Below are 22,983 nucleotides of genomic sequence, written 5' to 3' on the forward strand. Positions count from 1 at the left end.
GGCGAGGCGCTGGAGCCGGTTAAATTTCCTACGTCCGCGTCGCCGTCGGCAGCGGCTGGCCGGGGCGCCATGTCTTGGCCAGGGTTTGCGCCTCCGCCTTCTGGGCGGTCGTCAGTTCGCCGTCCAGGCGGGTGCGCAGGGCCTGGGCGTCGGGGTTGTTGCCGGACAGCATGGTCAGGGTGTAGGCCAGCACCGGGTTGCGCGGCAGGCCGGCGCCGGTGTCGTACAGGCGGGCCAGTAGGATCTGGGCGTGCGGGTTGCCCTGGCGGGCGGCGGCGCGGGCCCAGTGGGCGGCCTCCGCGTCATCCTTGGGCGCGTCATGACCAAGATAATAGATCATCGCCAGGTTCATCTGGGCCTGGGCGTCGCCCTTCTTGGCAGCCTTGCGGAACAGGCTGATGCCCTTGGGCGCGTCCTTGGGCACGCCGTTGCCCAGATAGTAGAGCGAGCCCAAATTGTTCAGGGCGTGGGCATGGCCCTTGTTGGCGGCCTTGGTGTACCAAGCCTGGGCGCGGGCGTAGTCCACCGGCACGCCCAGCCCCTTCTCGTACATCCAGCCCAGGTAGGTCTGCGCCTCGGCGTCGCCCTTGTCGGCCGCGGGCGTGAGGTCGGCCAGGGCGGCGGGGTAATCCTTGCGCTCGAACGCGCCCACGCCCTTCTGCGTGTTGGCCAGGGCCATGCCGCCGGCCGCGACGGCGCATAGGGGCAGCAGGGTGGCCGCCAGCAGGGCGGATTTGCGCCAGGAACGATGTTGCATGCCCAAACCCTCCAATCGCCGCGGCCTTCAGGCCCACGCGGTCGTCCAAGGTCAGCGTGCGCAGCCATTGGGGCGGGAAAGGGGCGGGGGAAGGGATGTCCTGTGACTAGGCTGTGACAGGCGGCCGGGTGCCGCGTCCGTCACGGCGTGGAGCTTATTTGCCCATCTTCCTGACGGCGTTCACCGCCTGGTCCAGCGCCTGCAGGAACTGCGACTTGTCGCGCTTGGCCATGGGGGCGTTGCCGCCCTGGACCACGCCCATGGCGCGCAGGTCGCTCATGAGGGCGCGGGTGGCGATGGCGGTGCCGATGGACTGGGGGGTGAAAGGGCGGCCGGTGGGGCCGATGACCCGGCTGCCGGCCTTCAGGCTGCGGTCGGCCAGGGGGATGTCGGCGGTGATGACGATGTCGCCCACGCCGCAATGGGTGGCGATCCAATCGTCGGCGGCATCGAATCCGTCGCTGACCACCACCAGCTGCACCAGGCCCCCCGGCGGCACCCGCAGCGGGCCGTTGGACACCAGGTAGGTCTTCAGCTGATAGCGCTCCGCCACCTTGAACACCTCCTCCTTCACGGGGCAGGCGTCGGCGTCGACATAGATCTCCAGCATGGGGTTTAAGGCTTTCGAATGCTTGCCACCCGCGTTGCGCGCGGGTGGGATGGTGGGGTAAAAGGCGTCGCCGGCTGGGTTCAGACCCTGCCCTTGTTGCCACCCTTTGTGAAGAGACAGCCCATGGCGTCGTACCAATATGTTTATGTGATGAAGGGTGTGACCAAGGTCTACCCCGGCGGCCGCAAGGTTTTCGAGAACATCTGGCTGAGCTTCTACCCCGGCGCCAAGATCGGCGTGCTGGGCGTGAACGGCTCGGGTAAGTCCACCCTGCTGAAGATCATGGCCGGTCTGGACAAGGACTACAACGGCGAGGCCTGGGCCGCCGACGGCGTGTCCGTCGGCTACCTGCCGCAGGAACCGCAGCTGGACCCCAACAAGAACGTCCAGGAAAACGTCATGGACGCCCTGGCCGCCACCAAGGGCTTGCTGGACCGGTTCAACGAGGTCAGCAACGCCATGGCGGACCCGGACGCCGACTTCGACGCGCTGATCGCCGAGCAGGCGGAGCTGCAGGAGAAGATCGACGCCGCCGACGCCTGGGACATCGAGCGCACCGTGGACATCGCCATGGACGCTCTGCGCTGCCCTCCGGGTGACGCCGACGTGACCAAGCTGTCGGGCGGTGAGAAGCGCCGCGTGGCGCTGTGCAAGCTGCTGCTGTCCAAGCCCGACATGCTGCTGCTGGACGAACCGACCAACCATCTGGACGCCGAAAGCGTCGCCTGGCTGCAGCGCTTCCTGGCCGACTACAAGGGCACGGTGGTGATGGTCACCCACGACCGTTACTTCCTGGACAACGTCACCGGCTGGATCCTGGAACTGGACCGCGGCTCGGGCATCCCTTACGAGGGCAACTACTCCAGCTGGCTGGAGCAGAAGGAAAAGCGCCTGGCCCAGGAAGGCCGCACCGAGGACGCCCGCCAGAAGCAGCTGGCCCAGGAGCTGGAGTGGGTGCGGCAGAGCCCGCGCGCGCGCCAGGCCAAGTCCAAGGCCCGTATCCAGGCTTACGAGGAATTGCTGGCCCAGAGCACGAAGGAGGCGATCACCGACACCCAGATCGTCATCCCCGTGCCGCCCCGCCTGGGCAATGTGGTCATCGAGGCCGAGCACCTGAAGAAGGGCTTCGGCGACCGCCTGCTGATCGACGACCTGTCCTTCCGCCTGCCGCCGGGCGGCATCGTGGGCATCATCGGCCCCAACGGCGCCGGCAAGACCACCCTGTTCCGCATGATCACCAACCAGGAGACGCCGGACGCGGGCACCTTCAAGGTGGGTGAGACGGTCAAGCTGGGCTACGTCGACCAGAGCCGCGACGCCCTCAACCCGAACAAGACGGTGTGGGAAGAGATCTCCGGCGGCCTGGACATCATCGAGCTGGGCAAGAAGTCCATGCCCAGCCGCGCCTACGTTTCCGCCTTCAACTTCCGCGGCTCCGACCAGCAGAAGAAGGTGGGCCAGCTGTCGGGCGGTGAGCGCAACCGCGTGCACCTGGCCATGATGCTGAAGTCCGGCGCCAATGTCCTACTGCTGGACGAACCGACCAACGACCTGGATGTGGAAACCCTGCGCGCCTTGGAAGAGGCGCTGGTCGGCTTTGCCGGCTGCGCCGTGGTCATCAGCCACGATCGCTGGTTCCTGGACCGCATCGCCACCCACATCCTGGCCTTCGAGGGTGAGAGCCAGGTGGTCTGGTTCGAGGGCAACTACCAGGACTACGAAGCCGACCGCAAGCGCCGCCTGGGCTCGGCCGCCGACCAGCCGCACCGCATCAAGTACCGCCCGCTGGTTCGCAACTAAGCGGCCACGGCCTGATGGGGGATCGGACGGGGAGCGGTGCCAAGCCGCTCCCCGTTTTCATTGGGTTTGGCCTTAAGGCTGAGGGGGCGGCGGCAACAGGTGGGCGGCCACGGTGGTCTCAAAGCCCTTGCCGGGGGCGATTTCACCGGCCGGCGCCACGGCCCATGGCCATGTGGCCAGGCGATCCCCCGGCAGGGCCAGGCCGAACAAAGGGTCCTCAACCGACTGGACGCGGCCCTGGCCGTCCAGCCATCGCCGCTCCACATCCGTCAGGATCAGGCAGGGCGCGGCCAGGCGCGCGAGATGGTCCAGGTGCGACCGCACGATGTCCGCCGCCAGTGCGTCGGCGGTGGCGGCGCCCGCCTGCGCCGCCACCAGGCGATGCGCCGTCAGCGGCAGCTGCGAGGCCAGGTTCAGGGAAAGGACCAGATCCGGGGTGGTGCCAACGTAGGCGTCGCAATGGGGCGTCAGCGGCCGGCCGGCGGCGATGTCGGCCGCCGTGCCCGTCAGGTCAACCAGGTCCAGGACGATTTTCGGATCACGCCAGGCACGCCAGCGGGGGCCAGGCCCATGGGCGATGTCGGCCAGGACGATGCGGTTGAACCGGGGCGACAGGGCGTCCAGCGGCAGGTCCAGCAGGGGGCCGGATCCCAACACCAGCAGGGTGCCGCCCCTCCCGAACCGCTCGGCCATCACCGCCACCAAGCGGCGGCTGCTGGCCAAGTGTGGCGCCCAGGCGGCTTGGTGGCGCCGTGCCCGCGCCGCGATGGCGGCGGGTTCACGGTGCAGGCCCAGCCGCCGGGCGGCGGGCGGGCAAGCCGTCGCCACGCTGGTGATCCATTCCCTAAGCATGGGGGCAGGCTAAAGCCCCGCGCTTAAAAAAGAAATGGCGTCCCAGGGTCGTTGCCCCGGGGCGCCATTCCAACCGCCAATTCTCTCGGGTGCCGGCCTTTACTGGGCCACGCCGGCGTTGGCCTTCTGGATCCGGTCGCGCAGAGCATCCAGGAGGGCGTTGAAGTCGCCACCGTGGCTTTCGATCACGGACGCGAACTCCGACCGTTGGGTCAGGCTCATGCTCACGTTCTCCACCACCACGTCGATGATGCGGAAGCTGCCGTCCTTGGAGCGAAGGCGCCAGTCGACGTTCACGGCCGGGCCGTTGGACCGGACGACCTGGCTGTTGACGATGGCATCCTTTTCGCCGTCCGGCTGGGCGGCGCCGACCTTGAAGGTTTCACCCGTGTACTGGCTGAAGCGCTCGGAATAAACCGAGACGATCATGGTCTGGAACAGCTTCATGTATTCCTGGCGCTGAGCGTCGTTGGCGACGTTCCAGTAACGGCCCAGGACGAAGCGGCCGATGGTCTGCAGGTCGAAGTTCTGCTGCAGCAACTGGTTGAAGGTGGACTGGACTTCCCCCTTCGAGGCGCCGGGCTTGGACAGGACGCCAATGGCCTTGTCGCCCAGGCCCTGGACGAACTTCACGGCGGCGCCGGTGTCGGCGGCGGCCAGGGCGGGAGTGGCGAACGGCAGCCCCAGGGACAGGGCAAGGCCCATCGTGGCGGTGCCGAGCAAAAGGGTGCGGCGCGTCAGCATGTTGGTCATGGCCTTGTTGATCTCTTCGTGTGTCAGGACTGTCCTTCGGGGACAGGGGCGGATGCAGTGATGGGGGTCACGGCGGGTCAGTACAGTTTGGATCCGGACTCGGTGTCGGCGGCCCCCTGCCACCCGGGTGCCTTTCTATTACGGGTCAGGGTTCTGGGAGTAGTCGGGAATGCTGGGATATTGGCGCGGATCTGCCTTGCCGTTCAGGACATAGCCATCACGCTGCTGCCGATAGGCGGCGCGCATGGCGGCGTAATAATCGACGCTGTTCTTGCGCAAATCGTCCAGCGCTTCGAAATAGGTCGACCGTGCGTCCAGCACCGTCAAGCCCACGCGGGTGTAGTTGGCCCAATCGTTGTCGGTGTTGCCGGCCACGCGGGTGACCGGGTCACCCCATGCTTCCAGGCCGAAGCCCACCGCGTCGCGGACGGAGGACGCGCCCAGGAAGGGCAGCACCAGATAGGGCCCCTCATCGACGCCCCAGACGGCGAAGGTCTGGCTCAGACTCTCATAGTGGTAAGGGATGCCGTTGGCGGCGGCCACGTCGACCAGGCCGCCGATGCCCACCGTGGAGTTGATGATGAAGCGTTCCACCGTCACGCCCGCGCCTTCGAAGTCGCCCTGCAGCAGGTTGTTGGCCAGGGTGAGGGGGGACCGCACATTGTTCAGCACGTTGGACACGGCGTCGCGCAGCGCCGGCGGAATGGCCCAGCGGTAGGCCTGGGCCACGGGACGCAGCACGGCCTGGTCCACCTGGTCGTTGAACCAGAAGACGCCGCGGTTCATACCCTCCAGCGGGTCGTTCGCCTCAGGCCCCGCCAGGGCTGGGTGCTGGGGCGTGCCATCGGGATTGTGGGCGCAGGCCGAAACCCCCAGCAGGGTCGTCAGCGCCAGTATTGCGGGGGCCAATCGCCGCCGCCGATGCGCCAGGAGCCATGCCGGCATGAAAGAAACCAAGGGCCCGCCCTGCGGGATCGGCGACATCAGGCGCATGCGTCAACCCACGGTTAAATTGGTTATTGATGAATGATTGGCATACTTTGTGGCCAAATCCAGGCGCCACTAAGAGGTGGGCCAAGGTGGGGCCATTTTCTATCTGACCTTCGATATAGGGGCTGCCATCGGACGAGTGGGGCGGGTGCGACCGCGCTTGGGGCCGGCGCTGGGACTTAGACCATTATATCGCCTTGCCCATCGCCCGTGGGGCGCGTTTGTCGTCTCGTGTCGTTGTCATTATTCTCTCGCATAAAGACATCTTTATATGTACAAATGACCTCATAGACTGCGGTGGCATGGGGATCGCTGGACCATGGATTTTCTGCTGGGGGCCCTGAAGGCGGCGGCTGAGCCGACGCGCCTGCGTCTGCTGGCCCTGTGCGCCCATGGCGAACTGACGGTCAGCGAGCTGACGCAGATCCTGGGGCAGAGCCAGCCGCGCGTATCGCGGCATCTGAAGCTGCTGTGCGACGCCGGCCTGCTGGACCGTTTCCGCGAAGGCATCTGGGCCTATTATCGCCTGGCGGAGCGGGGGGCGGTGGCGGAACTGGCGCGGACCCTGGTGGACGCCATCCCGGCGGACGACCCCGGCCTGGCGCTGGACCTGGAGCGCTTGGACCAGATCAAGCGCGCGCGGCAGGAAACGGCGGCCCAATATTTCCGCGACAACGCCGCCCGCTGGCACGAGGTGCGCAGCCTGCACGTGCCCGAGCGCGAGGTGGAACAGGCGCTGCTGGCCCTGGTGCCGGGCGGTGGCATCGGCGACCTGCTGGACGTCGGCACGGGCACCGGCCGCATGCTGGAGCTGTTCGCCCCCCACGTCACCCGGGCCCTGGGCATCGACGCCTCGCGTGAGATGCTGGCGGTGGCGCGGGCCAATCTGGAAAAGGCGGGCCTGCGCCACGTGCAGGTGCGGCTGGCCGACATGTACCAGGTCCCCGTTCCCAGCGGCAGCCAGGACATGGTGATCATCCACCAGGTGCTGCACTACGCCGAGGATCCGCAGGAGGTGCTGGTGGAGGCCGCGCGCGTGCTGCGTCCCGGTGGCCGCGTGGTGGTGGTCGACTTCGCCAGCCACGACCTGGAGAATCTGCGCACCGACCACGCCCACCGCCGCCTGGGATTCACTGACGCCGAGATGGCGCAGTGGTTCGGTCATGCCGGCCTGGTGGCCGTTCCCCCCGTGCACCTGCCCGGCACGCCCCTGACCGTGACCCTGTGGTCCGGCCAGCGCCCCGCCTGATCGCCCTGAAGACGCTGAGAAAAACCATGACCATCGTGAATGAGAGCGCCGCCGGTACACCCCTGGCCAGCCAGTTGGGCGGCGGAGAGCCGCTGGTGACAGTGCCGCGGGACCTGCGCGTCAGCTTCGAATTCTTTCCGCCCAAGACGGAGAAGATGGAACAGACGCTGTGGCAGGCCATCCGCCGCCTGGCGCCGCTGTCGCCGGCTTTCGTCTCGGTCACCTATGGCGCCGGCGGCTCCACGCGCGAGCGCACCCACGCCACCGTCACCGCCATCCAGCAGCAGACGGGCATTCCGGCCGCCGCCCATTTGACCTGCGTCGCGGCCACCAAGGAAGAGATCGACACCATCGCGCGCGCCTATTGGGACGCCGGCATCCGTCACATCGTGGCGCTGCGTGGTGACCCGCCCCAGGCGGCGGACGGCAGCGGCGGCCTGGGCGGCAGCGGCTACCAGCCCCATCCCGGCGGCTACGCCTACGCCACCGACCTGGTGGCCGGGCTGAAGCGGGTGGCGGATTTCGAGATCTCGGTGGCTTGCTTCCCCGAAACCCATCCGGAGGCCGCCAGTGCCGCCGCCGACATCGACAATCTGCGGCGCAAGGTGGACGCCGGCGCCACCCGCGCCATCAGCCAGTTCTTTTTCGACACCGACCGGTTCCTGCGCTTCCGCGACACGGTCGCGGCGGCCGGCATCGACATCCCCATCGTGCCGGGCATCCTGCCCATCACCAACTTCGGCCGCGCCGTGGAACTGGGGGCCAAATGCAACTGCGTCGTGCCCGCCTGGATGGAAGATCTGTTCGGCGGCCTGGACGCGGAACCGGAGACCCGCCAACTGGTGGCCGCCACCGTGGCGGTGCAGCAGTGCCTGCGGCTGGAGCGGGAAGGGGTGCGGGATTTCCATTTCTACACCCTCAACCGCGCCGACCTGACAGTCGCCATCTGCCATATGCTGGGGGTGCGGGCGCCCAAGGCCTCCTGACCAGCCTCCCTGGCAAATCCCGAAATCCGGATGATGCCACCGCGCCGCCACGGGCTCGCCATTCTCGTGGCTTTAGGTTAAATCCGCCGGTAGGCATTCCTGCAAACGATGATTGCAAGGAATTGGACCGGTACTGACTTGATCCGGTGGGCGCGCCCGCCGGGCCGGACGACAGGGTGGACCGTCATGACACGATTGATGCACCGAGTGATGGGGGCGGCCGTGCTGGTCGGTACCCTGATGACCGCTGGCGGTGCGCTGGCGGGGGAAATCACCCTGTACTCCGAAGCCTTCTTCCGGGGTGACGCGCTGACCATCCGCGATGGTGTGGAAAACCTGGCCGACATGGGGCGCTGGAATGACCGCGCCAAATCCATGATCGTGCGCTCGGGCGAGTGGGAGGTGTGCAAGGACTCCGGCTTCCGCAACTGCAAGCGCGTGGGGCGCGGCACCCGGATCGGCGATTTGGGCGAGATCGGCCTGTACAACGCCGTTTCCTCCGCCCGGCAGATCGATGGCCGCTACTACCAGCCGGAACCGCCTCCGCCGCCCGTCTACGACCCGCCGCCGCCCCCGCCCTCATACGGCCCACCGCCCGGTTATGGCGGCGGCATCACCTGGAACAATGCTCCCTCGGCCCCGCCGGCCTATGACCAGCCACCACCCCCACCGCCCAGTTATGGTGGCGGCGTCACCTGGAATGACGACCGGCGGGACGGCCCCCCGCCCATGGGCGATTGCCGTCGCCGCATCTATGACGCCTTCGTCCAGCGCTTCGGCCCGCCGGGCGACGTCAATTTCCGGGGTGAGGAGTGGGAAGGCCGCATTTTCTGGAATGGGGATCGCTGGCACTACCGCTGCACGCCGGAGCAGATCAACATCTGGCAGTGATGATGGGGGTGGGAATGGCAGGTGTCCCCGCGCGGCTGCTGATTTCCGCTGGCCTGATGTTGGCTGCCGCCCTGCCCGGGACCGCATGGGCGTACGACGCCATGGTCATCCTGTATTCTGGACAGGACCGGGGCGGAAGCACCCTCGATATTGAGGAGGATACCGAGAACCTGGCCGACAGCGGTTGGAACGACCGGGCGCGGTCCCTGACGGTCACGGGGGGAACGTGGGAGGTGTGCCGCCACGCCGGCTATCGTGACTGCGAGGCGGTCAGCGCTTGGGATGTCATCAACGACCTGTCCCGCATCGACCTGGACCAGGCCATTTCCTCCGTACGCCGGATTGACCGGCCGGCGCCGGCACCGGCGGCGACCACCGGCACCGGTTCACCCATCGTTTGGAACACCCGGAGGCCGGCGACGCTATGGTCCCTCACCAGCGTGGGCGACTGCCGGCCCGATATCCGCGCGGCCTTCGCCCAACGCTTCGGCTCCGCCAGTGAGGGCGAGTTCGACGGCGGACCAAGCGAAGGGCGCCTCACCTGGGACGGCAAGGTGTGGGGCTATAACTGCGCTTACCGCCAAACCGACATTTGGCCGGAGGATTAGGCGGGCAAGAGCCGCAGCCTCACGCCGCCGCCGCGTCCCCGGTGGCGGACGGCTCATAATTCAGGTTGGGGGCCAGCCAGCGTTCCATGGTGGCCATGTCCATGCCCTTGCGCGCGGCGTAATCCGCCACCTGGTCGCGCTCCACCTTGCCCAGGCCGAAGTATTTGGCGTCCGGATGGGCGAAATACAGGCCGCTGACGGCGGCGGTGGGGGTCATGGCGTAGCTTTCGGTCAGCGTGACGCCGGCGTTCTTTTCCGCGTCCAGCAGCTGCCACAGGATGCCCTTCTCCGTATGGTCGGGGCAGGCGGGATAGCCCGGGGCCGGGCGGATGCCGCGGTACTTCTCCGCGATCAGGTCCTCATTGCTCAACGCTTCGCCGGCGGCGTAGCCCCACAGTTCGGTGCGCACGCGCTCGTGCATGCGTTCCGACAGGGCTTCGGCCAGGCGGTCACCCAGGGCCTTCAGCAGGATGGCGCTGTAATCGTCATGCGCCGCCTCGAAGGCCTTGGCGCGTTCCTCCAGCCCGATGCCGGCGGTGACGGCGAAGCCGCCGATCCAGTCGGCCACGCCCGTTTCCTTGGGCGCGACGAAGTCGGCCAGGGCCAGGTGCGGCCGGTCGCGGCCAGCTTCGCGCGCCATCTGCTGGCGCAGGGTGTGCAGCGTCGCCTGGACTGACGTGCGGCCAGCGTCGGCATAGACCTCGATGTCGTCGCCCACGGTGTTGGCGGGCCACAGACCCACCACGGCGCGGGCCGTCAGCCACTTCTCGCCCACGATCCGCTGCAGCATGGCCTGGGCGTCGGCGTAGAGGTTGCGCGCGGCCTCGCCCACCACGGCATCCTCCAGGATGGCGGGGAAGGTGCCGGCCAGTTCCCAGGCCTGGAAGAAGGGGCGCCAGTCGATGCGCGACACCAGTTCCGCCAGGTCGTAATCCTCGAACACCGTCAGGCCGGGCTTCAGCGGCTGCGGCGCCTCATACGCGGCCCAGTCCAGCTTGGCGCGGTTGGCGCGGGCGTCGGCGATGGGAAGCCGCGCGCGGCCGGCCTGGGCACGGGCGTGGGCCTCGCGCATGCGGGCGTAATCGCCCTTCACGCCCTGGGCATAGTCGCCCCGGGCCGCCAGGCTGATCAGGTTGCCGGCCACGCCCACCGCACGGCTGGCATCGATGACATGGACGACGGGGCCCTGGTAGGCCGGGTCGATCTTCACGGCGGTGTGCACCTTGCTGGTGGTGGCGCCGCCGATCAGCAGCGGCAGGTCGAAGCCCTCGCGCTGCATCTCCTTGGCCACGAACACCATCTCGTCCAAGGACGGGGTGATCAGGCCGGACAGGCCGATGATGTCGGCCTTTTCCTTGCGCGCCGTCTCTAGAATCTGGGCGCAGGGCACCATGACGCCCAGGTCCACGACCTCGTAATTGTTACATTGCAGGACGACGCCGACGATGTTCTTGCCGATGTCGTGCACGTCGCCCTTCACCGTGGCCAGCAGCACCTTGCCGTTGCTGCGGCTGGCGGCCCCGTCCTTCTCCGCCTCGATGTAGGGCAGCAGGTAGGCCACGGCCTTTTTCATGACGCGGGCGGACTTCACCACCTGGGGCAGGAACATCTTGCCGGCGCCGAACAGGTCGCCCACCACGTTCATGCCGTCCATCAGCGGGCCTTCAATGACCGACAGCGGGCGGTCGGCGGCCCGGCGCGCCTCCTCCACATCGTCGTCGATCCAGTCGGTCAGGCCGTGGACCAAGGCGTGGGTCAGGCGCTGGTTCACCGGCGCCTGGCGCCAGCTGAGGTCCGCCTCCTTCCTGGCGGCGCCGCCCTTGTACTTCTCCGCCACCTCCAGCAGGCGGTCGGTGGCGTCCTCGCGGCGGTTGAGGATGACGTCCTCCACCCGCTCGCGCAGCTCGGCCGGGATGTCCTCGTATACCGGCAACTCGCCGGCGTTGACGATGCCCATGTCCATGCCGGCGGCGATGGCGTGGTACAGGAACACGGCGTGCATCGCCTGGCGCACCGTCTCATTGCCGCGGAAGCTGAACGAGACGTTGGACAGGCCGCCGGAGACGTGGGCGCCCGGCAGCTCGCTGCGGATGCGGCGCGTGGCGTTGATGAAGTCGACGGCGTAGTTGTTGTGTTCCTCGATGCCCGTGGCCACGGCGAAGATGTTGGGGTCGAAGATGATGTCTTCCGGCGGGAAGCCCACCTTGTTCACCAGCACGTCATAGCTGCGGCGGCAGATCTCCACCTTGCGCGCCTCGGTGTCGGCCTGGCCCTTCTCGTCGAAGGCCATGACCACCACGGCGGCGCCATAGCGGCGCACCTTCCTGGCCTGGGCGATGAAGGCGTCCTCGCCTTCCTTCAAGCTGATGGAATTGACGATGGCCTTGCCCTGGACGTTCTTCAGTCCGGCCTCGATCACGCTCCACTTGGAGCTGTCGATCATGACCGGCACGCGGGCGATGTCAGGCTCCGACGCGATCAGGCGCAGGAAGCGGACCATGGCGGCCTCGCTATCCAGCATGGCCTCGTCCATGTTCACGTCGATGATCTGGGCGCCACCCTCCACCTGCTGGCGGGCGACGGCCAGCGCCGCCTCGTAGTCGCCATTCAGGATCAGCTTCTTGAACTTGGCCGATCCGGTGACGTTGGTGCGCTCACCCACATTGATGAAGACGGCGGTGCGGGGCTGGGTCATGGCGGCTGATTCCGGAAGCGAAACGAGGGACGGGACGCTGAACTAGGCAAGGCGGATCAGAAGGCCGGCATCTCGAACGGCTCCAGTCCGGCCAGGCGCATGCGCGCCGGCCGGTCGGCGGGCGGGCGGGGCGTGATGCCCTTCACCGCCTCCGCGATGGCGCGGATATGGACGGGGGAGGTGCCGCAGCAGCCGCCCACGATGTTCACCAGGCCGTCACCGGCCCAATGGCGCAGGGCGTCGGCCATCTGCTCCGGCGTCTCGTCATAGCCGCCGAATTCGTTGGGCAGGCCAGCGTTGGGATGGGCGCTGACGTAAGTGTCGGCGATGCGGCTCAGTTCCTGGACGTAGGGGCGCATCAGGTCGGCGCCCAGCGCGCAGTTCAGGCCGATGCTCAGCGGCTTCACATGGCGCAGGCTGTTCCAGAAGGCCTCCGTCGTCTGGCCGGACAGGGTGCGGCCGGAGCGGTCGGTGATGGTGCCGGAGATCATGACCGGCAGCTCCAGTCCCTTTTCCTCCAGCACCTCATCGATGGCGAACAGGGCGGCCTTGGCGTTCAGGGTGTCGAAGATGGTTTCGACCAGCAGCATGTCCACGCCGCCGTCGATCAGCCCCTCGGTCTGGGTGCGGTAGGCCAGGCGCAGCTCATCGAAGTCGACATTGCGGAAGCCGGGGTCGGTCACCACCGGGCTGATGGAGGCGGTGCGGTTGGTGGGGCCGATGGCGCCGGCGACATAGCGCGGGCGCGAGGGGTCGGCGTCTTCCAAGGTGTCGCCGGCGGCGCGGGCCAGGGCGGCGCCGGCCTTGTTGAACTCGTACGCCAGATCCTCCATGCCGTAATCGGCCAGGCTGATGCTGGTGGAATTGAAGGTGTTGGTCTCGACGATGTCGGCGCCGGCGTCGAAATACTGCTGGTGGATTTCGCGCACGATCTGCGGCTGCGTCAGGTTCAGCAGGTCGTTGTTGCCGCGCACGTCGCGGTGCCAGTCCTTGAACCGCTCCCCGCGATAGCCGGCCTCATCCAGCTTGTAGCCTTGGATCATGGTGCCCATGGCGCCATCCAGCACCAGGATGCGCTGCTTCAGCAGCTCCGGCAGGCGGGCCAGGCGTTCGGAACGGGTCAGGGCCATGATCGCGTACTCCGCCGGCGGGCCTTCGGGCATCGAAGCAGCCGGTTGTCAGGTAACAATGTTCGCCACCCTAGTGATGTGGAGATACAGATGCAAACATAAAGATGTCTTTATGTGATGCGCTAGGTGCAGGCGCCGCCCGCCTTTCAGCGGCCCCTGTTGGGGCCCATGCCGGGTCGGGCGCATTGACGGCGACGCATCGCCATGCCTAGAAGCGGCCAAGAGCGTTGAGAAAGGGTTGAGCGGTGCCGCAAACGGCGGAAAAAGCGGGGCGGGGGCGCCCATCTGTCGCCATCATCGGGGCGGGGCCTGCCGGCCTCATGGCGGCGGAGGCGCTGGCCGGGAAGGGCATCGCCGCCACGGTGTTCGATGCCATGCCCTCGCCGGCGCGCAAGTTCCTGATGGCCGGGCGCGGCGGTCTGAACATCACCCATTCCGAGCCGCTGGATCGCTTCCTTACCCGCTATGGCGCGGCGGCGCCGGTGGTGGCGCCGTGGATCAGGCGCTTCACGCCGGATGACCTGCGCGCCTGGGTGCATGGCCTGGGTATCGAGACTTTCGTCGGCAGCAGCGGCCGCGTCTTCCCCGTGGGCCTCAAGGCCTCCCCCCTGCTGCGCGCCTGGCTGCGCCGGCTGGACGGGCTGGGCGTGACGCTGAAGGCCCGTCACCGCTGGACGGGTTGGGACGCCCACGGCGCCCTGACCTTCGACACGCCGGAAGGCCCGCTGGCGATGACGCCAGACGCCACCCTGCTGGCCCTGGGCGGCGCCAGTTGGCCACGCCTGGGCTCCGACGGCGGCTGGGCGGCCTTGCTGGCGGCGAGGGGCGTTGAACTCGCCCCCTTCCGCGCCGCCAATGCCGGCTTCGACATCGCCTGGTCCCCCGCCTTCATCGAGCGGGCGGAGGGCCAGCCCCTGAAGCGCATCGCCCTGTCCTTCGCCGGCCAGACCAGCCGGGGGGAGGCGGTGGTGACCCGCACGGGCCTGGAGGGCGGCGCCCTTTACGCCCTGGGGGCGCCGCTGCGGGAGGCCATCGCCCGCGACGGCCAGGCGGTGCTGCACATCGACCTCAAGCCCGACCTGGACCTTGCCGCCATTGCGGGGCGTCTGGCCAAGGCGCCACCGTCCGAAAGCCTGAAGAACCGTCTGCGCAAGGCCCTGGGGCTGGAGGGTGTCATCCCCGCCCTGCTGCGCGAGGGCGTCCCGCCCGCCGACCTCGCCACCCCGGCGGCGCTGGCCGCCCGCCTCAAGGCCCTGCCCGTCACTCTGGCGGCCATCCGCCCCATGGACCGCGCCATCTCCACCGCCGGCGGCATCACGCTGACCGAGCTGGACGAGCACCTGATGCTGCGCCGCCTGCCGGGCGTCTTCGCCGTGGGCGAGATGCTGGACTGGGAGGCGCCCACCGGTGGCTATCTGCTGCAGGCTTGTTTCAGCGGGGCGCTGGCGGCGGCAGAGGGTATCGCCGCGTTTCTGGAGCGGGACTCGGGCCGGTCACGGCACGTGGGCCGGCCCGATGCCAGTGATTAGAACTTCGCCCGCACCCCGGCCGTGTAGCGGCGACCGTAGTAGTAGATTTCGCGCGCCTGGGTGGGGGTGTTGCCATAATTGTACAGGGCGGCGCCGGTCAGGTTGGTGCCCTCCAGGGTCAGCGTGATGTTGTCCGTTAGGGCATAGCTGAGGCTGGCGTCCAGCGTGCCGTAGGCGTCGACGTTGGTGTCCGAGCTGACCTCGTTGCCGAACCCGCTCATGTACGCGCTGCGCCAGGAATAGCTCAGGCGGGCGCCGAAGGGACCGTAGTCGTAGAAGCCCACCAGGTTGTAGCTGTTGTTGGACAGGCCGGGCAGCTGGTCCCGGACGGTGCGGGTGCCGGTGACGAACAGGGTCGTCACATCGGCATGGGTGAAGTTCGCCTGCAGCCCCAGGCCGTCGAAGGGGGCGGGCAGGAAGGTCATGACCTGCTGATAGGCGAGTTCGAACCCCCTGACCTCGGCGTTGCCACCGTTGGCCAGGGTGGTGACGCGGATGTCGCCGCGGCCGGGGATATTGATCTCCGTGTTCTTGGCGGTGATGTAGCTGTCCAGCTGCTTGTAGAACACGCCGCCGGTCAGCGACGCGTCCTTGCGGAAGTACCATTCCAACGTGGCGTCGTACTGGGTCGCCATGTAGGGGGACAGGTTGGGGTTGCCGCCGCTGCCGGTCGGCGCGTCGTTGGAAATGCTGAGGCGCGGCGCGATGTCGCCCAGGTTCGGCCGGGTCAGCACCCGGGCCACGCTGAAGCGTGAGACCAGGTCGTCGGTCAGGTCCGCCTTAAGGTTCAGGCTGGGCAGCAGGTCGGTGTAGTTCTTCTCATAGCGCACCGGCGTGGCGGTGACGCCATTGGTGGCGTAGCCGCTGGAGATCTGCTTGGTGTCCACCACGCGCAGGCCGGCGTTGCCGGTCAGCGGAATGCCCGCCAGGGACGTCTTCATGTTCAGCCGGCCATAGCCCGCCACGGTCTCTTCCGTCACCTTGAAGCCGTTGGCCAGGTCGGCGGCGGTCAGCGGCGCGTTCAGCAGCGCGTTGTCGAAGTAGTTGGCGAAGAAGGCGCGGCCGTTGGGCACCAGCCAGGTGCGCGGGAAGTTGCCACTGAACCCGCTCATGAAGTCGGAATAGGGAAAGGATTCGAACAGGGAGGAGGGGAAGGCCCCGCCGGGAACACCCTTGACCCCCGCCTCGCTCACCAGGTCGCGGCGGAAATAGTCACGCTCCCGCTCGCGATACTCACCGCCCAGCACCAGGCTGGACAGGGGGCCGACGTTCAGGTCGCGGGTGACATCCAGCCGCCCGCCCCAATCGTAATCCTTGCTGTCCTCATCGCGGTATTCAAGGCGGCGCCCGACGTAGCTGCCGGGGCTGTTGAGGTTGACCGGGGTGATCAGGTCATAGGCGGCCTCGTACCCCCGGGTGAAATCCATGGTCAGCGGCAGGTAGACCTGCAGCCGGCTGCGATGGATGGGGTCGTCGGTGACGCTGTGCGCGGAGGAATAGGAGAAATCGCCGTCGACGGTCCACGGGCCGTCGGTCCATTTCTGGTTCAGGCCGGCGACGAACAGGTCGTGGCGCTGGCCGGACGTCTCGCGCGACGCCATGGTGAAGACGTTGTTGAAGGTACCGCGCACCATGGTGCCGTCGCCGACGGTGAAGGTGCCCGCCGCCGGCTTCACCGCGCTGTCGCCGGGATAGAAGTCGATACCGTATTCGTCGTAATTGTCCTTCAGGCGGGAGAACAGCACGTCGACATTGGTTTCCCAATGCTCATTAGGCTGCCACTGCAGGGCGCCGTCCACCGTGTAGCGGCGGCGATCCTCCTGCTCGATGGTGGGGCGGATGCGGGTGGGCGTCCAGGTGTCGCCGCCGAAATAGGGGTCCCAGGCCTTGGTGATCTGCCAGCCCGTGCTGTACTCGCGATCCTGCCGCACCGACCGTTCCATGTAGGAGGCGGCGATCAGGACACCCAGGTCCCGGTTGGCGTTCACCCAGGAGGCGATGCCGGACACGGAGGGATCGACACGGTCGCGCAGATCGGAATAGCTGCCCTGGGCGTTGACGCTGGCCGTGGTTCCCAGGTCGAAGGGATGGAAGGTCAGGACGTTGATGTTGCCGCCGATGGCGCCCTCGTTCATGTCGGCGGTGGGCGACTTCTGCACGTCGATGCGCGACACCAGCTCGGACGGCAGGACGTCATAGCGGAACTGCCGGCCGTTCACGCCGCCGTTTTCAACGTTTTCGTTCACCGCGATGCTGCGGCCGTTCAACTGCGTGGTCTGGAAGTTGGACGCGAAGCCCCGGACGGCGATGTCCAGCCCCTCGCTGCGGCTGCGGGTCATGGTGATGCCGGTGACCAGTTGCAGCGCTTCCGCCACGTTCTGGTTCGGAAACTTGCCGATGTCCTCGGCCGAGACGGAGTCGACCACTTGGTCGGCCGCCCGCTTCACGTCGCTGGCGGTTTGCAGGCTATGGCCATAGCCGGTGACGACCACTTCCTGGATCTGATCTGATGGCGGCGCTTCGTCCGCGCGGCCAATGAGCGGGACGAGGCAAAGGATCAGCGGCACGGCGGTGCGGTGCAGCAACATGCTCCGGGACATGGTAAATTTATCCTGTGACGAGAAGGGGCCGACGCGGCGACCTGATAACAGCCTCCGTCACATAAATTATTTAAATTTGATTAAATAATTGCGACCTTAGCAGTTTTGTCGGCCGGTTCGGCGAATGCCGGGCGCCGCCATGCCTTATGGTGGCCATCCTCGCGCGGGCTACCGCACCGGCACCGGAATGGCCGCCGTCGACTTCACCTCTTCCATCACCATGTAGGTGTGGGTCTGGGCGACGCCGGGAATGCTGGACAGCTTGTCGCCCAGGAAGGCGCGATAGGCGGCCATGTCGGCCACCCGCACCTTGATCAGATAGTCGAAGCCACCGGCCACCATGTGGCATTCCTGGATCTCGTCCATGGGGGCGATGGCGTCGGCGAAGATTTTGAAGACGTCGGGGCTGGTGCGGTCCAGCCGCACCTCGATGAAGGCCATCAGGCTGCGGCCCAGCCGTTCCGGGTCCAGCCGCGCCGCGTAGCCCTGGATGTAGCCGTCGCGTTCCAGGCGCCGCACCCGCTCCAGGCAGGGGGTGGGGGACAGGTTCACGCGGCGGGACAGCTCCACATTCGACAGGCGCCCATCCTCCTGCAGGATGCGCAGGATGTTCAGGTCGATGCGGTCCAACTGGTCGGCGGTTTGGCGGGTCATATTTTCATCGTCCGAAAGGCCCCATGGCCGGATGATATACTGAAAAATTGCGCAAATCGGCGGGAAATATGCCGGTAATCACGCCATAATCCGCGACATTATCGCCCCACCCCAGCCCCAGGCAGTGTCATGTACCAGGCGACCGCCCCGTCCAGCTCTCCCTCCCCGGCCACGCCCGACCTTGACGGCCCGCGCGCGGCCCTGCGCCGGGCCAAGCACCTGAATGAGGAAACGGCGGTGCGCGCCCTGCTGGCGGCGCACGGCCTGACGGCGGAGGAGCGGCGGGCCATCGACGCCCAAGCGGTGGACGTGGTGAACGCCGCCCGCGCCCGCCGGTCGGAGCTGGGCCCCCTGGACGCCTTCATGCAGGAGTTCGGCCTGTCCAACCAGGAGGGCATCGCCCTCATGTGCATCGCCGAGTGCCTGCTGCGCATCGCCGACCCGGCCACGGCCGACCGGCTGATCGCCGAGAAGATCATGAAGGGGCAGTGGGACCAGCATCTGGGCCAGTCCGACAGCGCTTTCGTCAACGCCGCCGCCTGGGGCCTGATGCTGACCGGCCGGGTGGTGGAGGTCGACACCGCCAAGCAGGGTGACGCCCCCGGCCTGCTGCGCCGCCTGGTCCAGCGCTCGGGCGAGCCGGTCATCCGCGCCGCCATGATGAAGGCCATGCGCGTGATGGGCGAGCACTTCGTCATGGGCCGCACCATCGCCGAGGCGGTGTCCGAGGCCAAAAAGGCCAAGCCCGAAGGCACCGTCCATTCCTATGACATGCTGGGCGAGGGTGCCCGCACCTGGGAACAGGCGAACCGCTACCAAGCCTCCTACCTCAACGCCATCGACACCGTGGGCAAGGCGGCGGCCGGCCGCGGCCCTTACGCCGCCCCCGGCGTCTCCATCAAGCTGTCGGCCCTGCACCCGCGCTACGTCTTCGCCAAGCGCGCCGATGTCATGGCCCAGTTGCTGCCCCGGGTGAAGGATCTGTGCCTGGCGGCCAAGCGCTGGGACATCAACCTGACCATTGACGCCGAGGAGGCCGACCGCCTGGACATCTCGCTGGACCTGCTGGAGGCGCTGGCGCGTGATGGCGACCTCGCCGGCTGGAACGGCCTGGGCCTGGCCATCCAGGCCTATCAGAAGCGCACCGCCCATCTGGTGGATTGGCTGGCGGCGCTGGCCCGCTCCGCCGGGCGCCGGCTGATGGTGCGCCTGGTCAAGGGCGCCTATTGGGACACGGAGATCAAGTTCTCCCAGACCCAGGGTCATACCGACTATCCCGTCTACACCAAGAAGGCGGCGACGGACCTCAGCTATCTGGTGTGCGCGCGGCGGATGCTGGCGGCCAAGGACGCGATATACCCGCAGTTCGCCACCCACAACGCCTACACCATCGCCGCCATCCTGCACCTGGCCGGAGACAACCGCGACCTGGAGTTCCAGCGCCTGCACGGCATGGGCGACCTGCTGTACGCCGCCGCCCGCGACCGCCTGAAGAATGTGCCGCGCGTGCGCATCTACGCGCCCGTCGGCACGCATGAGGACCTGCTGCCCTATCTCGTCCGCCGTCTCCTGGAGAACGGCGCCAACAGCAACTTCGTCAACGCCTACATGGACCCGGCCATTCCGGTGGGCCAGGTGGTTGCCGATCCGATCGCCCTTTTGGAGGCTTTGCCCGTGCTGCGCCATGCCGGTATCCCCACCCCCGACAAGCTCTATGGTGACGACCGCGCCAACTCCCACGGCGTCGACCTGACGGACGAGGCCACGGTGCGGACCCTGCGCGCCGGCATCGACGCCGCCCTGGCCCAGGCCTGGATGGCCGGCCCCATCGTCGGCGGCCAGGACCTTGCTGGCCAGAAGGCGCGGCCGGTACTGGACCCGTCCGACCGCACCCGCACGGTGGGCACCACCGCCGATGCCACGGCAGAGCATATCGACCGCGCCCTGGCGCTGGCCGCCCAGGCCCAGCCCGGCTGGGACGCGTTGGGTGGCGAGGGGCGTGCCCGTATCCTGGATGCCATGGGCGACGCGCTCGAGGCCGACACCCCGGCCCTGCTGGGCATCCTGATCCGCGAAGCGGGCAAGACCTGGGGCGACGCCGTCGCCGAGGTGCGCGAGGCGGTGGACTTCTGCCGGTATTACGCCGACCTCGCCCGCAAGCAGTTCGGCGCGCCCACCCGCCTGCCGGGCCCGACGGGTGAGAGCAACGAGCTGTCCCTGCATGGCCGCGGCACCTTCGTCTGCATCAGCCCGTGGAACTTCCCCCTGGCCATCTTCACCGGCCAGGTGGCGGCGGCGCTGGCCGCCGGCAACGCCGTGGTGGCCAAGCCGGCCGAGCAGACCACCCTGGTCGGCGCCCGCGCCGTGCGCCTGTTCCACAAGGCCGGCGTGCCGGGCGACGTCCTGCACCTGCTGCCGGGCGATGGTGAGACGGTGGGCGCCGGCCTGGTGGCCGACGCCCGCATCGGCGGCGTGGCCTTCACCGGGTCCACCGAAACCGCCCGCCTGATCAACAGGGCGCTGGCCGCCCGCGACGGCGCCATTGTTCCCCTGATCGCCGAGACCGGCGGCCAGAACGCCATGATCGTCGACAGCACCGCCCTGCTGGAGCAGGTGGTGGACGACTGCGTCACCTCCGCCTTCCAGTCGGCGGGCCAGCGCTGCTCCGCCATGCGGGTGCTGTTTGTGCAGGACGACGTGGCCGACCAGATGGCCCACCTGCTGAAGGGCGCCATGCAACTGATCACCTTGGGTGACCCGCTGGACTTGGCCACCGACGTCGGCCCCATCATCGATGAGGACGCCCGCAAGATTCTGGTGGCCCATGCCGAGCGCATGGACCGCGAGGCCAAGCTGGTCCATGCCTCCGATCCGGGCGCGGCCCTGGCCGACGGCACCTTCTTCGGTCCCCGCCTCTATGAGATCGACAGCCTGAAGCGCCTGCCGCGCGAGGTGTTCGGCCCCATCCTGCACCTGGTGCGTTGGAAGGCCGACAGCCTGGACCAGGTGCTGGCCGACATCGACGCCACCGGCTACGGCCTGACCCTGGGCGTCCACAGCCGGCTGGAGGGCAGGGCGCGGGAGATCTTCCAGCGCCTGAACTGCGGCAACACCTACATCAACCGCAACATGGTGGGCGCGGTCGTGGGTGTGCAGCCTTTCGGCGGCCACGGCCTGTCCGGCACAGGCCCCAAGGCCGGCGGCCCGCACTACCTGCTGCGCTTCGCCACCGAAAAGACGCTGACCGTGAACATCACCGCCTTCGGCGGCAACGCCGATCTCCTGGGCCTGGGCGGCTGAGCAGTCACGGTGCCTTATCGTCAAGACTCGGGCCAGACTCGGGGCCTGACCACCCCTAGGCGACGGGGTCCGAACCGGGGCGGGCACTTGTGGCGACTGGCCATGAGTGTCCGCCTCGCTCTTTTGGGGGAGGTTTCTCCAATTCCGCCCTGACCTTTTTCCCTATAGGAAGGCCGCACAGCCTTGGTTCGCCAGGGACTTGCGTTGGCGGCCCGTGAGGGACATTCTGTCGCCAACGTCCGGCGGTGCATTTGGGGCAATGGCCGGCAGGGGGGTTGGAAAAGTCATGACGGAGAGTGTGGAAGCGCCGCTGGTCCTGATCGTTGAGGACGAGCCGGCGACCAGGGCCTTGCTGGCGGGATACTTTCATCAGGCCGGGTTCATGATCGCCGAGGCGGCCAACGGCAAGCAGACGCGGGAAGCCATCATCCGGCAGCCCCCCGATCTGGTGCTGCTGGACATCGAGCTGCCGGACGAGGACGGTTTCTCCATCGCCCGCGACATACGCGAGATTTCCAACGTCGGCATCATCATCGTCACCCGGCGCGCCAACGAGGACGACCGTGTCTTCGGCCTGGAGACTGGCGGCGACGATTACGTGACCAAGCCGCCCAACCCGCGTGAGCTGCTGGCGCGGGCGCGCAACCTGCTGCGCCGCACCCACCCCAGCAAGATGCGCCGGGCCGAGGGCACGGTGCGCCGCTTCGGCGGCTGGACCATCGACCTGGCCCGCCGCCGCCTGATCGACACCCAGGGTGTCGAGGTGCGGGTGACCCGCGGCGAGTTCGAGCTGCTGGCCCTGCTGGTCCGTTCCGGTGGCCGGGTGGTGACGCGCGACCAGTTGATCGACGCCGTCAGCGGCACCGACCGCAACCCCAGCGACCGCACCATCGACGTGCTGGTCAGCCGCCTGCGCCGCAAGATGAACGATGGCGGTGCCCAGCCGCGCCTGATCCTGACGGAGAAGGGCCTGGGCTATCGCCTGGGTGCCGACGTCACCGGCCCGGCGTAAGGCGCGGTATTCTTCGAACGCGGAACGGGCCCGATCCGACCGGATCGGGCCCGTTTACTTTGGCGGCGGATGGGAGGGCGTCAGTCCTTGAGGCCGGCGCGGAATTCATCCAGCACGGCAAGGTCGCTGCCGACCCGGGCCAGCATACGGGTGGCCTCGCGGATGCCTTCGTCGTTGTGCCCTTGGCGCAGCGCGTGCTCCGCCTTGCGGGCCTGGGCCGACAGGGCGGCCAGGCCCACGGTCTGCGCGCCGCCGCCCAGGCGGTGGATCAGCTTCTGCAGCAGGGGCAGGTCCTGCGCCTCCAAGGCCGCGCGCACCGCCGCCACGCTGGACGGCGCGTCGTCCAGGTATTTCTCCGCGATCTGGCGCACCAGGTCCGCCCCCAAGTCGTTGACGTGGGCGGTCAGCACGCCACGGTCCAGGGTGGGCGTGTCTTCAAGGGGCCAGCTCTCGGCCTCGGGGTGCGCAGTCATCGGCGTTTTCCGTTTGTTGGCTTGGTTCGTTGTCTTGTCTGGCTTCCGGCCAGGGACGTCGTGGCCCCGGCGCCTTTATTTTCACACAATGACG

Annotated in this window: 18 protein-coding genes; 8 read left to right on the top strand and 10 right to left on the bottom strand. The window is 67.9% G+C overall.

Going from position 1 to position 22,983, the window contains the following annotated elements; all coding sequences use genetic code 11:
- Positions 1-28: 28 nt before the first annotated feature.
- Both UAA55_RS20675 and UAA55_RS20680 read right to left on the bottom strand, forming a co-directional pair.
- Positions 29-757 carry a tetratricopeptide repeat protein gene (locus tag UAA55_RS20675; protein ID WP_322955058.1) on the bottom strand — a complete coding sequence of 243 codons (729 nt, stop codon included), beginning with the start codon at positions 755-757 and terminating at the stop codon, positions 29-31.
- 154 nt (positions 758-911) lie between these two features.
- The gene (locus UAA55_RS20680; protein WP_322957730.1) at positions 912-1,364 is read right to left on the bottom strand and encodes a YaiI/YqxD family protein; all 453 of its coding nucleotides are present in this window, start codon (positions 1,362-1,364) and stop codon (positions 912-914) included.
- A 126-nt stretch (positions 1,365-1,490) separates the two neighbouring features.
- Here UAA55_RS20680 and ettA point away from each other — a divergent pair, with 126 nt between their 5' ends.
- Positions 1,491-3,167, top strand: a complete 1,677-nt coding sequence (gene ettA, locus UAA55_RS20685; protein ID WP_322955059.1) for an energy-dependent translational throttle protein EttA — start codon at positions 1,491-1,493, stop codon at positions 3,165-3,167.
- Positions 3,168-3,239: 72 nt separating this feature from the next.
- On the opposite strand, the gene UAA55_RS20690 is transcribed toward ettA, so the two are convergent.
- The 3 genes from UAA55_RS20690 to UAA55_RS20700 form a co-directional block, all read right to left on the bottom strand.
- Positions 3,240-4,019: a hypothetical protein gene (locus UAA55_RS20690; protein ID WP_322955060.1), complete on the bottom strand. Its 780-nt coding sequence runs from the start codon at positions 4,017-4,019 to the stop codon at positions 3,240-3,242.
- Positions 4,020-4,118: 99 nt separating this feature from the next.
- Positions 4,119-4,772, bottom strand: coding sequence for an MlaC/ttg2D family ABC transporter substrate-binding protein (locus UAA55_RS20695; RefSeq protein ID WP_322955062.1), 654 nt, complete (start codon positions 4,770-4,772; stop codon positions 4,119-4,121).
- Positions 4,773-4,910: 138 nt separating this feature from the next.
- Positions 4,911-5,717: an MlaA family lipoprotein gene (locus tag UAA55_RS20700; RefSeq protein ID WP_322955063.1), complete on the bottom strand. Its 807-nt coding sequence runs from the start codon at positions 5,715-5,717 to the stop codon at positions 4,911-4,913.
- Between the two features lie 364 nt (positions 5,718-6,081).
- Here UAA55_RS20700 and UAA55_RS20705 point away from each other — a divergent pair, with 364 nt between their 5' ends.
- From UAA55_RS20705 to UAA55_RS20720, 4 genes are all read left to right on the top strand, one after another.
- Positions 6,082-7,011 (top strand): ArsR/SmtB family transcription factor, encoded by a 930-nt coding sequence (locus UAA55_RS20705; RefSeq protein ID WP_322955064.1) that lies wholly within the window; start codon positions 6,082-6,084, stop codon positions 7,009-7,011.
- Between the two features lie 26 nt (positions 7,012-7,037).
- On the top strand, positions 7,038-7,997 hold the full coding sequence (gene metF, locus UAA55_RS20710; protein WP_322955066.1) for a methylenetetrahydrofolate reductase: 960 nt from the start codon (positions 7,038-7,040) through the stop codon (positions 7,995-7,997).
- A 186-nt stretch (positions 7,998-8,183) separates the two neighbouring features.
- Positions 8,184-8,888, top strand: a complete 705-nt coding sequence (locus UAA55_RS20715; protein ID WP_322955067.1) for a beta/gamma crystallin-related protein — start codon at positions 8,184-8,186, stop codon at positions 8,886-8,888.
- A 14-nt stretch (positions 8,889-8,902) separates the two neighbouring features.
- Positions 8,903-9,496, top strand: a complete 594-nt coding sequence (locus UAA55_RS20720) for a beta/gamma crystallin-related protein (protein WP_322955068.1) — start codon at positions 8,903-8,905, stop codon at positions 9,494-9,496.
- Positions 9,497-9,515: 19 nt separating this feature from the next.
- Here the strand turns inward: UAA55_RS20720 and metH are convergent, their stop codons facing one another.
- On the bottom strand, positions 9,516-12,191 hold the full coding sequence (metH, locus tag UAA55_RS20725; protein ID WP_322955069.1) for a methionine synthase: 2,676 nt from the start codon (positions 12,189-12,191) through the stop codon (positions 9,516-9,518).
- Between the two features lie 56 nt (positions 12,192-12,247).
- On the bottom strand, positions 12,248-13,321 hold the full coding sequence (locus UAA55_RS20730; protein ID WP_322955070.1) for a homocysteine S-methyltransferase family protein: 1,074 nt from the start codon (positions 13,319-13,321) through the stop codon (positions 12,248-12,250).
- A 245-nt stretch (positions 13,322-13,566) separates the two neighbouring features.
- Here UAA55_RS20730 and UAA55_RS20735 point away from each other — a divergent pair, with 245 nt between their 5' ends.
- Positions 13,567-14,850, top strand: a complete 1,284-nt coding sequence (locus tag UAA55_RS20735) for a TIGR03862 family flavoprotein (protein WP_322955071.1) — start codon at positions 13,567-13,569, stop codon at positions 14,848-14,850.
- Here the strand turns inward: UAA55_RS20735 and UAA55_RS20740 are convergent.
- Both UAA55_RS20740 and UAA55_RS20745 read right to left on the bottom strand, forming a co-directional pair.
- Complete coding sequence (locus UAA55_RS20740; protein WP_322955072.1) at positions 14,847-17,450, bottom strand: TonB-dependent receptor; 2,604 nt, start codon at positions 17,448-17,450, stop codon at positions 14,847-14,849. The two genes, UAA55_RS20735 and UAA55_RS20740, sit on opposite strands and share 4 nt — an antisense overlap.
- A gap of 168 nt (positions 17,451-17,618) precedes the next feature.
- On the bottom strand, positions 17,619-18,104 hold the full coding sequence (locus tag UAA55_RS20745) for an Lrp/AsnC ligand binding domain-containing protein (protein WP_040843736.1): 486 nt from the start codon (positions 18,102-18,104) through the stop codon (positions 17,619-17,621).
- 129 nt (positions 18,105-18,233) lie between these two features.
- Between UAA55_RS20745 and putA the strand changes: the two genes are divergently transcribed.
- Together putA and UAA55_RS20755 are read left to right on the top strand one after the other, a co-directional pair.
- On the top strand, positions 18,234-21,404 hold the full coding sequence (gene putA / locus UAA55_RS20750; RefSeq protein ID WP_322955075.1) for a bifunctional proline dehydrogenase/L-glutamate gamma-semialdehyde dehydrogenase PutA: 3,171 nt from the start codon (positions 18,234-18,236) through the stop codon (positions 21,402-21,404).
- Between the two features lie 286 nt (positions 21,405-21,690).
- The gene (locus UAA55_RS20755) at positions 21,691-22,416 is read left to right on the top strand and encodes a response regulator transcription factor (protein ID WP_004273058.1); all 726 of its coding nucleotides are present in this window, start codon (positions 21,691-21,693) and stop codon (positions 22,414-22,416) included.
- Positions 22,417-22,496: 80 nt separating this feature from the next.
- Here the strand turns inward: UAA55_RS20755 and UAA55_RS20760 are convergent, their stop codons facing one another.
- Positions 22,497-22,889, bottom strand: coding sequence for an Hpt domain-containing protein (locus tag UAA55_RS20760; RefSeq protein ID WP_322955077.1), 393 nt, complete (start codon positions 22,887-22,889; stop codon positions 22,497-22,499).
- Between the last annotated feature and the right edge of the window lie 94 nt (positions 22,890-22,983).

This window comes from Nitrospirillum guanabarense (genome assembly GCF_034653355.1).
Taxonomy (GTDB): domain Bacteria; phylum Pseudomonadota; class Alphaproteobacteria; order Azospirillales; family Azospirillaceae; genus Nitrospirillum.